The organism is Acidaminococcus fermentans DSM 20731 (assembly GCF_000025305.1).
GTDB lineage: Bacteria > Bacillota > Negativicutes > Acidaminococcales > Acidaminococcaceae > Acidaminococcus > Acidaminococcus fermentans.
Genome location: NC_013740.1, coordinates 1,847,131 through 1,861,737 on the forward strand (window position 1 = coordinate 1,847,131; position 14,607 = coordinate 1,861,737).

At 58.2% G+C, this 14,607-nt stretch carries 15 protein-coding genes; all 15 read right to left on the reverse strand.

The genetic code is table 11. The features are described 5' to 3' along the window. Positions 1–49: 49 nt before the first annotated feature. A complete protein-coding gene (locus ACFER_RS08520) occupies positions 50–1,351 on the reverse strand; it encodes an S-layer homology domain-containing protein (RefSeq protein ID WP_012939010.1) in 1,302 nt (433 codons plus the stop codon). Between the two features lie 279 nt (positions 1,352–1,630). Next, entirely contained in the window at positions 1,631–2,047 is a 417-nt protein-coding gene (locus tag ACFER_RS08525; RefSeq protein ID WP_012939011.1) for a RuvC family protein, read from the reverse strand. Further along, a complete protein-coding gene (locus ACFER_RS08530; RefSeq protein WP_012939012.1) occupies positions 2,040–3,263 on the reverse strand; it encodes a DUF3084 domain-containing protein in 1,224 nt (407 codons plus the stop codon). The genes ACFER_RS08525 and ACFER_RS08530 overlap by 8 nt, the downstream gene beginning before the upstream one ends. A 236-nt stretch (positions 3,264–3,499) precedes the next feature. After that, positions 3,500–4,240, reverse strand: coding sequence for a DNA/RNA non-specific endonuclease (locus tag ACFER_RS08535; protein WP_012939013.1), 741 nt, complete (start codon positions 4,238–4,240; stop codon positions 3,500–3,502). After that, positions 4,237–4,644: a hypothetical protein gene (locus tag ACFER_RS08540; protein WP_012939014.1), complete on the reverse strand. Its 408-nt coding sequence runs from the start codon at positions 4,642–4,644 to the stop codon at positions 4,237–4,239. Before ACFER_RS08540 ends, ACFER_RS08535 begins: the two co-directional genes overlap by 4 nt. 219 nt (positions 4,645–4,863) lie before the next feature. After that, positions 4,864–5,955, reverse strand: a complete 1,092-nt coding sequence (locus tag ACFER_RS08545; protein WP_012939015.1) for an LptF/LptG family permease — start codon at positions 5,953–5,955, stop codon at positions 4,864–4,866. 8 nt (positions 5,956–5,963) lie between these two features. Next, positions 5,964–6,683, reverse strand: coding sequence for an LPS export ABC transporter ATP-binding protein (gene lptB, locus ACFER_RS08550; protein WP_012939016.1), 720 nt, complete (start codon positions 6,681–6,683; stop codon positions 5,964–5,966). 12 nt (positions 6,684–6,695) lie between these two features. Beyond that, on the reverse strand, positions 6,696–7,553 hold the full coding sequence (locus ACFER_RS08555) for an LptA/OstA family protein (protein ID WP_012939017.1): 858 nt from the start codon (positions 7,551–7,553) through the stop codon (positions 6,696–6,698). Further along, positions 7,553–8,101: an LPS export ABC transporter periplasmic protein LptC gene (lptC, locus tag ACFER_RS08560; protein ID WP_012939018.1), complete on the reverse strand. Its 549-nt coding sequence runs from the start codon at positions 8,099–8,101 to the stop codon at positions 7,553–7,555. Before lptC ends, ACFER_RS08555 begins: the two co-directional genes overlap by 1 nt. 15 nt (positions 8,102–8,116) lie before the next feature. Further along, positions 8,117–8,986, reverse strand: coding sequence for a lysophospholipid acyltransferase family protein (locus ACFER_RS08565; protein WP_012939019.1), 870 nt, complete (start codon positions 8,984–8,986; stop codon positions 8,117–8,119). Further along, positions 8,986–9,528 carry a KdsC family phosphatase gene (locus ACFER_RS08570; RefSeq protein WP_012939020.1) on the reverse strand — a complete coding sequence of 181 codons (543 nt, stop codon included), beginning with the start codon at positions 9,526–9,528 and terminating at the stop codon, positions 8,986–8,988. The genes ACFER_RS08565 and ACFER_RS08570 overlap by 1 nt, the downstream gene beginning before the upstream one ends. After that, on the reverse strand, positions 9,529–10,494 hold the full coding sequence (locus ACFER_RS08575; protein WP_012939021.1) for a KpsF/GutQ family sugar-phosphate isomerase: 966 nt from the start codon (positions 10,492–10,494) through the stop codon (positions 9,529–9,531). It lies immediately after the preceding gene. A 4-nt stretch (positions 10,495–10,498) separates the two neighbouring features. Continuing rightward, complete coding sequence (gene kdsA / locus ACFER_RS08580) at positions 10,499–11,323, reverse strand: 3-deoxy-8-phosphooctulonate synthase (RefSeq protein WP_012939022.1); 825 nt, start codon at positions 11,321–11,323, stop codon at positions 10,499–10,501. A gap of 3 nt (positions 11,324–11,326) precedes the next feature. Beyond that, positions 11,327–12,073 carry a 3-deoxy-manno-octulosonate cytidylyltransferase gene (gene kdsB, locus ACFER_RS08585; RefSeq protein ID WP_012939023.1) on the reverse strand — a complete coding sequence of 249 codons (747 nt, stop codon included), beginning with the start codon at positions 12,071–12,073 and terminating at the stop codon, positions 11,327–11,329. Continuing rightward, on the reverse strand, positions 12,070–14,601 hold the full coding sequence (lpxK, locus tag ACFER_RS08590) for a tetraacyldisaccharide 4'-kinase (protein WP_012939024.1): 2,532 nt from the start codon (positions 14,599–14,601) through the stop codon (positions 12,070–12,072). Before lpxK ends, kdsB begins: the two co-directional genes overlap by 4 nt. Positions 14,602–14,607 lie beyond the last annotated feature (6 nt).

Consider the following 14,607-nt stretch of genomic DNA (forward strand, 5'->3'; position numbering starts at 1 on the left):
CAGCCTTCGGCTGGTCCCCCGCCCTTAAAAAGGGCGGATATATTGGTTTTTAGAAGGTTACAACCATCTGAGACCACAGGGTCCGGGCATGGGCATCGGATTCTTTGCCCTTCAGGTCGTAGTATTCCACCTGAGCCACCATGTTCTTGGCCAGGGTCAGGTTGCCGCCCACGTTATAGCCTTTGAAGCCTTCCCCGTTGAAGGAATCCCACATACCGTTCATGGTGTGGTAAATCATGGTCGGAGCTCCCTGATCATAGTATTTGGCAAACAGGCCCCAGCTGCCGGGTTTGGCAGCGGTGGCGCCCTTGTAACCCAGGGATACCACATAGCCGTCATCGTCGCCGTTCTTGTAGTCGCTGTTCTTCAGGGTGTCATCGTCGCCTTTCAGGTACATGGCACCGATCTTGAAGTCGCCGGCTTTGTAGTTGGCCCCTACGGTCCAGATCTTGTTGTCGCCGGTCAGGCCGTTGTCGATGTACGGATTCAGGTCATCCGCCTTGGTGTAGGTGGCGGCCAGATCCAGGTTGCCGATGGTGCCGCCCAGTTCTGCGTTCCAGAACTTGTCCGCTACGGAATCTTTCTTGTTCCATTCTCTGCCGTCAACTGTGCCCAGCACTTTGTTGGTATAGCCATAAGCATCAACATTGGCCATCTTGCCATAGGCAGCGCTCAGATAAGCCTGGCCGAAGGGAACCTTGAATTCCACACCGTCCACACGGGTATCATAGACATTGCCTTCTGCAATGTTCTTATGGTACCGGCCTGCAGTGATGTTCCAGACACCGATGTTACCGTTCAGGTAAGCTCTCTGGAAAGAAGTGTCGGAGTCACCGGATTCGTTTTTACCAGCAAAGTACTGGTTGTTTTCCAGCATGGAAACGTAATGCCAGTTGTCGTTCACTTCCCCGGTCAGGAACAGACGGGTACGCAAACGGGACTGTGAATTGCTGGAATTATCACCCTTCATCTTGCCGCCGCTGCTGTCCCGGTAGCTGGCACGAACGTTCCCGGTGATCTTCACGTTGTCAGCGTTCTTTTCCAGTTTGGCAACCCGGACACCCAGGTTGTCCAGTTCGTCAGCGAATTCGCTGACCAGTTTGTCATCAGCACCGATGGCGCCTTTGGCCAGAGCCTTGGCCACGATCTGAGCCATTTCATAACGGGTCATGGTCTTGTCGCCTTTGAAGGTGCCATCCGGATACCCGTCAACCACGCCGGCGGCAGCCAGTTTGGCAACAGCGCCATAAGCCCAGTGGCCGGCAGGCAGGTCGGAGAAGGGGTTGGCAGCGAAAGCGGTTGCGCTGACACCCAGTGCCATAGCCATGGCAAATACTAAGGATTTTTTCATAGGAAAACACTCCCTTGGATTGGATTTGTCCTGCTGTCAGGGTTCCTTTCCGGCGCTTTCCGGTCTTTTCCGTGCGAGTATCCTTGTTTCCTCTACGTACACATCCCGGATGCTTCCATCCAGTGGCCCCTTGGCGGGACTGTGTGAATTTCTTCACATCTGCAGTGTAACATGGAGCAAAAAAAGAAACAAGGTGCCTGGGGAAGAGTTTCCACTTCCATCAGATAGTACCTTGTTCCTTCACTTGACTATTGGGTCAGTTTCGTGACTTTTCAGTCGTTATTTCACAGTTTTATCACGGAGATATCTCCGTACCAGTACGGCGGCCGCCAGTCCATCCACTGCGGACGGTGCATCCAGAAGTGCCTGGGGCAGGAACCGTTTCCAGCCCCGGGGCGGAAACAGCTGCCAGTAGAGTTTTTTGGCTTCCTGGGTGCTGCCGTATTCATCCACGGTAAAAAGGGGCAGCCGGGGAAAAGTTTCCTCCAGCTGCCGGTGCATGGTTGTTGAAGTGGTGCCGTCTCCCAAAACGCAGCCGGCAGGGCTTTCCCCGGCCAGGAAGGCCCGGAGATGGTCCGTGAAATGGTCCGTGGGCAGGATGGCCTGGCGGACCAGGGTGCCGTCCCCGGCCACCAGGGCGGCACCGGTCTTGTCCCGGCCGGGATCCACGCCCAGATAGAGTGCCTTCTTATTCACGGGGCAGCCCTCCTGACGGGCGGATCTCCAGATCCAGCAGCACGGGACCGGCCACGGTGATATCCTTCCGGGCCCGGGCGGTAATGGTGACCCGGCCTCCCAGGCTGCGGATCTTTTCGCTGGCGTTGGACAGTTCGGTGCTGGTAATGGCTCCCACATCCCCGGTAATGGGATTGGGGATGACTCCATCGGCCTGGGCGGTGCGGTTCACGGACTTCAAAAAGGCCATCAGGGCCAGATCGGACTGGTTGGAATCGGGATCCACGGTAATGGCCTGGGCCAGGATCAGGGTGCCCTGGGGATAGACCACCTTGTCCCCCACCATTTCCAGACGGGACACCACCACTTCGCCGGACAGGATGTTGCCGGCGGCGCAGACCCGGACATACATATCCCCCTTGGCACTGCCCAGTTTGTCGGCGGCGCTTTCCACCGCTTCCCGACTGAGCCAGATCACCGGCGTGGAGGGATCCACCCCGATGCGTCCGGCCACCTGGATGTTGGCCTGGTTCAGGAAATCCTGGAGCTGTTTCTGGGTCTCTTCTTCTTTCTGACCGCCTTTCAGCACTCCGGAATAGAGAATTTCGCCGCTGCGGAACACCACATCCCCTTCCCGGACGGCCACGATGCCTGCCTGGAGTTTTTTGGCGGTGTCTTCCAGGGATTTCACATCCTGCTGGAGCTTATCCCGGGCGGCTTCGGCCTGACGGACCTGGGCCTGGGCTTCCTGGAGCCGGGCGCTGGCTTCGCTGTACCGGGCCTGTAGCTGTTCCAGATCGGCCTGGGCCTGCTGCATCCGGGCCTGGGCCTGGGCCATCTGGGTTTTGGCCGCAGCCTCCTGCTGTCTGGCCTGGTCGGCCGCTGCCGTGGCCTCCCCGATTTTCTGATCCAGTTCCTGGATCTTGGCGTTCTGGGCACTGAGTTCCTGATTGGCCTGGTCCCGGGCTGTGGTCAGGGAAGCGATTTCCGCCCGCATCTTCTTCATGCCGAACAGGGCGGTACGGACCTCCTTGGAGGAAATGGTCAGGACGGTGATGGTGAGGGCGGCCACCAGGATTCCGCTGAGGATGGTCATGAGCACGGAAGTGTCATGAGGGCGCAGGCCAAAAAGCCGGAGCCGTTTTTTGCCGATCTTGCTTCCCAGTTTGTCGCCCAGATAGGCAATCAGGCCGCCCATCAGGGCCAGCACCAGGATCAGGGTGATTCCACCGGTCATGGTATGCGCTCTCCTTTCGTAAATCATTTAGATGTCAGAAATCAGACTCGGCTTTTCCAAAGCCTCGAGATGTCAGCTTGTTCGGCAAGCAGCAGAACTGTAGATTTCCAGTCGAACAGAGCTGACATCTGGCATCTTTTCTCTGGCATCTTTATTACAAAATATTATAGCATAAATTTGTTTTATAAAAAGAGGATGTTGCACGAAGTGCAACATCCTCAACCCTTTCGGTTTTCCTACGCCCGCTTGCTCTTGCCGGTTTTGTAATCGATGGTGATACCGGGCTGGTTGTTGTACACGAACACATTGAACTGGACGCCGGCGCCTTTGTCCTCCACGCTCCAGGCTTCCATCTGTACCCCCCGGGCCACCAGGTCGTTCTCCTGAAAAATGGGGGTCACCCGGTACAGCACATGGTGGTTGGTTTCTTTCACGTAGTCGGCCACCATGTTTTCAAAGGGCAGCATGCCGGTCACATTGAGATACCGGGTGCCGGTGATCAGGTTCTTGGGGTTGGCGTTTTCCGCGGTCAGCTGATAGCCGATCAGGTGGCACCGGTTGTACAGGTATTTCCCGTCGATGCCTTCATACTTTACGGTCTGCCAGCCAGAGGGCTTCACGCTGCCGATGGGGCCCCGTTTCTGGGTGGGCATGGTTTCCCTTCCCACATTGGCGTAGGCAGGGCCGCAGCGGCCCAGGCTGTCCAGTTCGCTGTAGCGTTCAAAGGATTTCCTGGTCTTGTCCTTGTCCGGGAAATCCGGCACATTGTGGTTCAGCACCACATAGGGCTTGTTGGTGAAGGCGGGGATGGAGGACAGGTCGAAGGAGGGCTGGTTTTTCCCCACCTGCTGGGTGACTTTGGTGCTGTTTTTGGCCGGGGCTTTTTTGTTGGAAGCCGGTTTGGAGGATCCGCAGGCGGTGAACACCAGGGACAGGGAAACCAGGAGGGCGGCCAGGAAAGCGGTGATTTTTTTCATTTTACGTATACCTCTTCTGTGATTTTTTCATGGGAGGAGCCGGGAAAATCCGTGGAGGAGATTTTCCGCCACCCCTCGTTCAGGTCGATGTCGAAGAAAAAGTCCCCGGGGTAGGCCCTGTTCCAGCGGTACAGGATGATCTTTTCGATTTTGTCCAGATAGGGTGCCGCCTCCCGGTCTTCCAGCAGGCAGTATTCCCCGGCACCGGCCTGGTCCAGGAAATCCTCCGCCACGCGGATATTGGCCGCAGGCGGCTCGAAAAGACCGGCAGAATAGGCATCCATCCACAGGGGCGCATCCCCGGTGAGATCCAGGATACGGGCCCGGAGCAGACAGTCCTGGCTCTGGCGCCGTTGGTTGAACAGAAGGCCGCCGGAATCATCGACGGCAGTGATGAGGAACATGGGATTTCCCTCCTTGGCAGGGTCGCGAGCCGCGAGTCGCGGGCCGCGGGCTTTTTTGGTGCAGCCAAAAGTATGGCTGCTTTTCATTGTATATTATATTTATTATATCATATTGTGAACAAAAGTTCACGATTCATCCGACTTTACAGACCAAATGGCCCGCGACCCGCGACTCATGGCCCGCGACCGCAAAAAAGCTGCCTTCCGGCAGCCTTTCTGCTATACATTATCCTTTTTATAAATCATCCAGCACCCGAAGGCTCCGCAGAGGAGGTTGGGGGTGGCGGCGGCCAGAAGGGGCGGGATCACGCCGCCCTGGCCCAGGCCGGTCATGAAGGTCATGATGGAGTAGTAGATGAAGATGATTACCACGGAAAAGCCCAGGCCCATGGACGCCCCGGTCCGCTGGGACTGTACTCCCAGGGGCACCCCGATGAGGGCAAAGAAGAAGCTGGCCAGAGGCACGGTGAACCGGCGGTAGATTTCCATCTCGTACTTGCTGGTGGGCATGTACTGCCGCTTCAAAATATCGATGTACATCTTCAGTTCCCCGATGGTCATCTGGTCCGGATCCTTCTGATCCAGGGTGATGGCCTTTGGGGTCTCGCTGATGGGCAGCACCTGTTTGTCGAAGGTCATGGTCCGGGCCACCCCATCCTTCCCGGTCAGGTCGGTGATGGTTCCCCCTTCCATGATCCAGGTCCCCTGGGTCCATTTGGCCTGGGGGGTCCGCTGGATCCGGGCCACTTTCCCGTTGTCCCAGTCTTCGATGGTGATGTCCTTCATCATGCCCTGCTTTTCGTCAAAGGTCCGGGCATAGGTGAGCCGGACCAGCTGTCCCTTGGACACCTGTTTGATCAGTACATGGTTCTGTGTCCGGGGCTTGGTGTCCCGTTTGATTTCCACTTTAATGATCCGTTCGTATTCGCTTTTGGCCGGCGGCACCACTTTTTCGGCCCACACCACGGAAAACAGGCTCACCACGAAGCCGGCAGCCAGGATGGGAGCGGCGATCCGGCGGAAGCTCAGGCCCCCGCTGCGCATGGCGGTGATTTCGCTGTTGCTGGACAGCTGGCCCATGGTGAGAAGGGCCGCCAACAGCATGGACATGGGGAAGGTGTAGTTGATCACTTCCGGCATCAGGCACAGGAACAGGCGGATCAGGGAGGAATAGGAGGCCCCGTACTGGGTAATGTACTGGGTCACCCGGAACAGGAAGGAGCTGGCCACAAAGATGGTGGAAAAGGCAGCCACCCCGAAGAGGAAGGGCTGCATCATCTGTTTTAAAATGTATTTATCCAAAATAGACATAGGCAGCCTCACATTCTGAAATTATCGCCCAGATAGAATTTCCGGGCCACCGGATCTCCCGCCACCTGCTGGCTGGTGCCTTCCACCAGGATCTTCCCGGCGCTGAGGATGTAGGCCCGGTTCACGATGCTGAGGGTTTCCCGGACGTTGTGGTCGGTGATCAGCACCCCGATGCCCCGTCTGGCCAGATGGGCCACCATCACCTGGATATCCGCCACGGCGATGGGGTCGATGCCCGCAAAGGGTTCGTCCAGGAGGATGAAGCCGGGATCCGTGGCCAGGGCCCGGGCGATTTCCACCCGGCGCCGTTCGCCCCCGGAGAGGGCACTGCCCTTGCTTTTGCGGATATGGTCGATGTGGAATTCCTGGATCAGGTCTTCCATTTTCTGCTGCCGTTTGGCTTTGTCCGGTTCGATTTCCTCCAGGATGGCCATGATGTTCTCTTCCACCGTAAGCTTCCGGAAGATGGAGGCTTCCTGGGGCAGATACCCGATGCCCTTCAGGGCCCGTTTGTACATGGGCAGATGGGTGACATCCTCGTCGTCCAGGTACACATGGCCGGTATCAGGATGTTCCAGGCCCACGATCATGTAGAAGGAGGTAGTTTTCCCGGCGCCGTTGGGGCCCAGGAGACCCACGATGGTCCCCTGCTCCACTTCCAGGCTGACTTCGTTGACCACCCGCCGTCCGGCGTATTCTTTTACCAGTTTTTCCGCACGTATCTTCACTCTTGACTCCCTTTATCCAATTTCCGTCTGGCCGATGGTCATGAGATGGCCGGGCCAGTTGTAGAACTTATACAGGAACTCCGGTACATTGGCCAGTCCGGCCAGGCTGAACACCGGTGCCGGTCCTTCCCCGGCTTCTGCCGTCTGGGGCTGGGTGCTCTGGGGCAGGACCACCATCTTCACATTCCCTTCCCCCATGGCCACTTTGCCGCCGGCCCCGGTGATGGTCAGGGTATCCCCGCTGACGGTGTCATCGTTCTGGGTGGCGGTGGCATGGCCGATGAGCCGGATGGTCCCGTCGGCTTCCTTGGTGTTGTAGATGGCCCGGTCCGCCCGGGCAGTCAGGTTCCGGGGCGGACTGATCAGTCGCACGTTGCCGTCCGCATTGGCTACCCCGGTTCCCATGTTGTACTTCATGTTGGCAGAATCGATGCTGGAGCCGTCATCCATGGTGAGCTGGGCCCAGGAGCCGATGGTTTCCGCAAATTGGGCATCGGAATCGTAATCCACCTGGGCGGCCCGGAGGGTCTTGTCAGCTTTCCGGAGCACCGCATTGCCAATGGCGGACAGGAATTTGCCTTTTTTCCTGATGATCAGTTCAGAGCTGGTCAGGTGGGCATCCTTCTGGTCGGCCACCACGGATCCGGTGAGTTTCCCTTCTCCGGTCTTGGTGTTGTAATCGGCTTCTTCCGCGGAAGCGGTGCCGTCATCATGACGGATTTTCACATTCCCCACGGCAGCCGCCTGTCCGCTTTTGAAATCATACTGCACCTGGTCCCCGGAAATGGAGGACGCCGCCCAGCAGGCAGTGGATACGGACAGAAGGCCTGCCAGGAGTCCCAGCACTGCAAATTTTTTCACTTTCAGCATTAAAATTCTCCCTTCTGTACGTGTGCATCCTCTTCCAGTTTGGCCTGATCCAGGGCAACATTGAAGGTTGCCTTTTTGGCCGTGGCCACGGTATCGTCTTTCTTCAGCCGGACGTTTCCTTCTCCCACCACCGTCTGGTCCTTGTTGATCCAGGTGAATTTGTCGGCCACCGCATCCCCTCCGTCAGAGGTTACGCCGTGGGGATTCTTGGTGAGGACCACGTCCTTGCTGTCCATGTGGACTTCTCCTTCGTCCGCAGTCACGGTCATGGTCCGGCCGTCGTCCTGGTAAAAGGTCCCGTTGATGCCCTTCATATGGGCCAGCTGGGCTTTTTTGTCATAGAGCAGGGACTGGACGGTGAGTTCCCAGACTTTTTTCCCGTTTTTCGTCTCCTGGATGGTGGAGCCGTTGACTTCCTGGAGCACGTCCTTGCCATTGTCCTTCACAGGGCCCGTGGTGGGCTTGCTGCTCAGGAGCCAGGCAATGACGCCTCCCATCAGGAGCACAGCGACTGCAATCACCAGCAGCGTACGTTTTTCTGCGTGCATGAAGGCATCCTTTCTTTAACCGTTCCAGGGAGTGTTCCAGCGGTGCTGGAACCAGATCCAGTTGTCCGGATACTGGCGGATGATCTTTTCCACTTCCTGGGTCATTTTCAGGGTAATCCGGTAATCGTCTTTTTCCTGATTCCCGGTATCTTCATAGTAAATGGGTTCTTTCACAAACACCTGATGGCCGTAGCCGCTGGGTTTCCGCACCATGAAGATGGGCACCACCGGCGCTTTGAACTTCCGGGCGAAATAGGCCGGGCCTTCCGGAGTGGAGGCCATCTTCCCGAAGAAGGGGACGAAGATCCCGTGGTAGCCCCCGTCCTGGTCGGCGATGAGCCCCAGCATCCGGCCCTTTTTCATGGCCCGGGCGCAGCCCAGGATCTCGTTGGTGCCCCGGGCGAAGATTTCCTGTCCCACGCCCCGGCGCAGCTCATTGAGAAAATCGCTGTACACCGGATTGGGCTGGGGCTTTTCCACTGCACTGAGGGGAAAGCCGTTGAGGGCCAGGGCCGCTCCCAGCCATTCCCAGTTGTCCATGTGGCAGGCCAGCATCACCACGCCCCGCTTTTTGGCCAGGGCTTCCCAGAGGATATCCGGCCGGTCGAAGCTTACCAGGCCCCGGATGTTGTCCTTGTTCAGAGCGGGCATGTAGAGGATTTCCATGGCGGTCATCCCCAGGTTCAGGAACAGCCGGTGGATGATCTCCCGGGCATCCCGGGCCGTAACCCCCATCCGTTCCTGGATGGTCTGTTCCGCCCGGACCCGCTGTTTTTTGGCAATATGCCAGTATAGTTTACCACAATTCCGCCCCAGCCGCACTACGAATTTGTAGGGCAGCAGGGACAGGAACCGGCTCATGGCTTTCAAAAATCCGTAAAGCATTACTGTCTGTCTCCCTGTCCCTGGATTTCGTAACTGCGGATGATTTCTTCCCACAGTCCCTTGGCTTTCAGGATCCGTTCGATCACATCCCGGACGGCCCCATGGCCCCCTGTGCAGGAAGATACCAGCATGGCCCGTTCCCGGACTTCCGGAGCGGCGTCCGCCGGAGCCAGGGTCACCGCCGCCTTGGAAAAGGCCGGCAGATCGTTGAGATCGTCCCCCATGAAAGCGGTTTCTTCCAGGGGAATATCCAGTTCGTTGGAGGCCTTCTCCAGGACCTTTCCCTTAAAGACCACATTTTCGTACACGGAGCTGATGCCCAGTTCCATGGCCCGGTGCAGGACGATTTCACTGTGGCGGCCGGTAATGAGAGCCACCTGGATACCGTGGCGGAGGGCCAGGCTGATGCCCATGCCGTCCCGGGCATCGAAATGCTTGGACAGTTCCCCTTCCTGTCCGATGATGATGCTGCCGTCCGTCAGGACCCCGTCCACATCCAGGGCCAGGAGACGGATCTTGGCCAGTTGTTCTTCTGTAATCATTTATACCACTCCCTGGTGTACCAGATCAGTAATATGCAGCAGACCCACCACTTTCCGGTCCTTGTCCACTACAGGCAGGACGGTAATGGGCCGTGGTTTGTTGGATTCCATGAGATGCAGGGCTTCGGCGGCCAGTTTGTGATCCTGGATGGTCTTGGGATTTTTGGTCATCATCTGGGACACGGGCCGGTTCAGGCAGTCCAAATCCCGGGCGATGCCCCGACGGATATCCCCATCGGTCAGGAGACCCTGGAGATGCTGATCCTCATCCACAACGGAGACGGCCCCCACCCCTTTGTCGGTGATGATGAACAGGGCGTCCTTGACGCTGATGTCCGCATGGACCACCGGGTTTTCGTCCCCTTTGTGCATCACATCGTCCACAGTAAGCAGCAGCTTCCGTCCCAGGCTGCCCCCGGGATGGAAGATGGCAAATTCTTCCGGAGTGAAATGCCGGGCGCTGAGCAGTTCCATGGCCAGTGCGTCCCCAAAGGCCAGGGCCGCCGTGGTGCTGCTGGTGGGAGCCAGGCCCAGGGGGCAGGCTTCCCGTTTGACGCCCACGTTCAGGACGATATCGGCATTTTTGGCCAGGGTGGATTCCGGATTCCCCACCATGGCGATGATCCTGGCCCCGATCCGCCGGATAGAAGGCAGGATGTTCAGGACTTCGCCGGTTTCCCCGCTGTTGGACAGGGCCAGGACTACATCGTGCTCGGTGACCATGCCCAGATCCCCGTGGATGCCTTCCGCCGGATGGAGAAAGAAGGCGGGAGTGCCGGTGCTGGCCAGAGTGGCGGCGATTTTCCGGCCGATGATGCCGGATTTGCCCATGCCGGTCACAATGATCCGGCCCCGGCAGTGGAGGATCATCTTCAGGGCTTCGCCGAAATGGTCATCGATCCGGGGCAGCAGTTCCAGGATGGAATCCGCTTCGATCTGCAATGCTTCTTTGGCTTTTTCAAACATACCCTTACGCCTCCCTGCGGCCGATGGCGTCAATGGCTTTGGCGTCGGCCAGGACCTGTTCCAGTCTGTCCAGGGGGATCATGTTGGGTCCGTCGGACAGGGCTTCCGCCGGATTGTCGTGGGTTTCGATGAAGAGACCGTCCACCCCCACGGCCGCCGCAGCCCGGGCCATATGGGGCGCATACTTGCTCTGGCCCCCGGAGCTGGTGCCCTGGCCGCCGGGGATCTGGACACTGTGGGTCACGTCCATGATCACCGGGAAGCCCAGATCCCGCATAATGGGCAGGCTCCGCATATCGGTGACCAGGGTGTTGTAGCCGAAGCTGACTCCCCGTTCGGTGAGCATCAGGTTCCGGCTGCCGGATTCCACGATCTTGTTCACCACGTTCTTCATGTCCCAGGGAGCCAGGAACTGGCCTTTTTTCACGTTGACCACTTTCCCGGTCCGGGCGGCTTCCACCAGCAGGTCCGTCTGCCGGCACAGGAAAGCGGGGATCTGGATGATGTCCAGGACTTCGGCGGCCTTTTCCACCTGACAGGTTTCATGGACGTCGCTGATCACCGGCACCCCCAGGTCCTTTTTGATCTGGGCCAGGATCTGGAGCCCTTCTTCCAGGCCCGGTCCCCGGAAGGAATCCAGGGAAGACCGGTTGGCCTTGTCATAGGAGGCTTTGAACACATAGGGCAGCCCCAGCTTGTCGCAGATGGCCTTGACCCGGCGGCCGATGGCCAGGCTCCGTTCGTAGCCTTCCAGCACACAGGGGCCTGCCATGATGAGAAGAGGATGACCCTGCCCAACCTGGTAGGGTCCGATCTTGACGATTTCCATGGGTTACTCCTTTCCTTCCGCGTCCAGTTTGGCAAAGATTTCATTGGCCCGGTCCAGGTCGGCCTGGGTATCGATGCCCACGCCCTGGAAATCCGTGGCCAGGACTTTGATCTTTACGCCGTTTTCCAGTGCCCGGAGCTGTTCCAGCCCTTCCACCCGTTCCAGGGGAGTGGGCAGCAGCGCCGCGAACTTCAGCAGGAAATCCCGGCGGTAGGCATAGATGCCGATGTGCTTCCACACCTTCACTTCCGGTTCCTCGTTCCGGGGATAGGGGATCAGGCTCCGGGAAAAATACAGGGCGTAGCCGTTCTGATCGGTGACCACCTTCACCGCATTGGGGTTCTGGTAGTCTTCCGGGTTCATTTCCGTTTTGCAGGTGGCCATTTCCAGGTCGGGATTTTCCGCAAAAGCCTGGGCCAGGTCGTCGATGACCTGGGGCGGGATCATGGGTTCATCCCCCTGGACGTTGACGATCACATCCACATCTTCGAAATTGAGGGCAACTTCCGCCAGCCGGTCGGTGCCGCTGGGGTGGTCTTCCGCCGTCATGACGGCCCGGCCGCCAAAAGAATGGACGCAATCCAGGATCCGCTGGTCGTCAGTGGCCACCAGCACTTCATCCGGGATCCGGGCCAGTGCGGCCCGTTCATAGACCCGCTGGATCACGGGTTTGCCATGGATCAGAGCCAGGGGTTTCCCCGGCAGACGAGTGGACCCGTAACGGGCCGGAATTACACAGAGTACTTTCATTTCGATGCTTTCTCCTTTTTAATGGCTGCTTTGATGGTATCGGCAAAAGCTTCTTCGCCGCTGGTGATCTGGATTTCCATATCCAGGATGTACAGGGGCACATCCCGGTGGAGGTAGATGAATTCTGTGGGGATCTTCACCGCATCTTTCCCGGTGGTGACCAGGGCCTTGACGCCCCGGCTGATGGCCCGTTCCATGATGTACTGCATTTCCACCATGCCGTAATCGTGGTGATCCGGATACCGGATGGCTTCCACGATGTTCAGCCCTTCGGCGGTCATGGTCTGCTCAAAGGAAGAGGGGTTGCCGATGGCGGAAAACACCATCACATGCTTGCCCCGGAGGGCTTCCAGAGGCAGTGCCTTGGACATGTCGTTCTTGTACCAGTCTGCGATTTCGATATAATCGCAGGGTTTGTGGATGCTCTCCACGATGGGTGCCGCCGGTGCGTATTTGTGCAGGGTATCGCAGAGGGTGGCCCGGGAAATGGGCGAACTCTGGTCGCATTTGGTCAGGAGGAACAGCCCGGCCCGGCTCAGGTTGCAGAGAGGTTCCCGGAGGGTGCCCCGGGGCAGGATGCAGCCGTTGCCGAACATGTTGAGGGTATCCACCAGCACCACGTCCAGATCCCGGTACAGCTGCCAGTGCTGGTAGCCGTCGTCCAGGATGATCACTTCCGCCTTGAATTTGTCCACGGCGAACTGGCCGGTAATGGCCCGTTCCTTGCCGATGACCACCGGGATCCCCGGCAGCTGTTTGGCCATGAGGAAGGCTTCGTCCCCGGCTTCATAGGCGGTCATGTAGATTTTTTTGCCGTCGGAAACCACCCCGATCTTTTCTTCCCAGTGGGACCGGTAGCCCCGGTTCAGGATCACCACCCGGTAGCCCAATTTCTGGATCATCAGGGCCACTTTCTGGGCGGTTGGGGTCTTGCCGGTGCCCCCTACGGTGATGTTGCCGATGCTGATCACACAGCAGTCCAGTCTGGTCCGGGGCACGATGCCGGCATTGTAGCAGAACAGCTTCAGCCGGACCCCGGCTTCATAGAGCACGGACAGGATCCGGAGGAAGGACAGGACGCACCAGTCCAGGATCCCGTTGTCTTCCCCGTGGGAAAGCTGGATCAGGTACTGGGTCACCGCGTCTCCGGGACGCATCCGGGGGCTCACTTCGTCATTGATGTTCCGGGTGTTGATCTTGTAATGGGTGTTCACCATGCTTTCGGTGGCGGTGAGCTCCAGCAGTTCTTTCAGATAGCCGATGGTCCGTACGGCGGCTCCCCGGTTTTCCCGGATTACCTGGAGGGAGGCATCCCCCATCTTTTTCCGCAGGGCATCGTCTTTGAAAATCTTCAGGAACATGGCGGTCATTTCCTGGCCGTCACGGATCTGGACACAGGCCCCCACTTTGCTCAGGAGGGCAAAGGAATCTTTGAAGTTGGACATGCTGGGCCCCACGATGATGGGTTTGGCATGGGCCGCCGGTTCCAGCACATTGTGGCCGCCGTGGTCGATCAGGCTGCCGCCTACAAAGACCGCATCCCCCACCGCATAGATCCGGCCCAGTTCCCCGATGGTGTCGATAAGGACCACGGAGTATCTGGGACGGGGACCATCCATCTCCTTCAGCACGGACCGGAGCCCCAGGGTGAGGCCGTATTTTTCCGCCAGCCGGCTGATTTCATGGATCCGGCCCGGTTTCCGGGGGGCCAAAATGAGACGGGCCCGGGGGAATTCCTTCCGGATGTCCAGGAAGCTCTGGAACAGGGTATCTTCTTCGGTGGGATGGGTACTGCCGGCCACGATCACCGGGTAGTCATCCTCTATTCCCAGTTCTTCCTTGTACTGGTGCAGGTCTTCCGGAGTGACTTCCGCATAGGTCTGGTCGAATTTAGTGTTGCCGGTGACAAAGATCCGGCGTTTTTCCGCTCCCAGATGCTGGATGTATTCCGCATCGATGGAAGACTGCATGCAGAACCGGGTGACGCTGCCCATCATGTCGGCCAGGATGCCGAACAGATACCGGTAGCTCTTGACGGATTTGTCGGAGATCCGGCCATTGACCATCATCACCGGGATCCGGCGCAGTTTGATGGCCCGGAGGAAGTTGGGCCACAGTTCCGTTTCCACCGGCATGAAGATCCGGGGCATGATCCGTTTCACAAAGGATTCGGATACAAAGGGCAGATCCAGGGGGAAGTAAATGATGGCATCGGCTTCCGGAATAATCTGGTGGGCCATGTTGTAGCCCCCGGTGGTCACCGCGGATACCAGGATCTTGGCATCGGGCATGGCCTTGCGGATCTCCTTCACCAGCGGGCTGGTGGCCACGATTTCCCCTACGGATGCACCGTGGATCCAGATACAGTTTTTATGGGCAACAGCCGCGATTTCCTCATCCCGGATGAACCCCATGCTCTGGCGGAAACGGCGGGGAAAGCCTTTTTCCCGGAAGTACCGCCAGGTAAAATAGGGCAGGATCACAAAAATGAAGAGAACGGTGGCCAGGAAGTTATAGATATAGTACATACATTG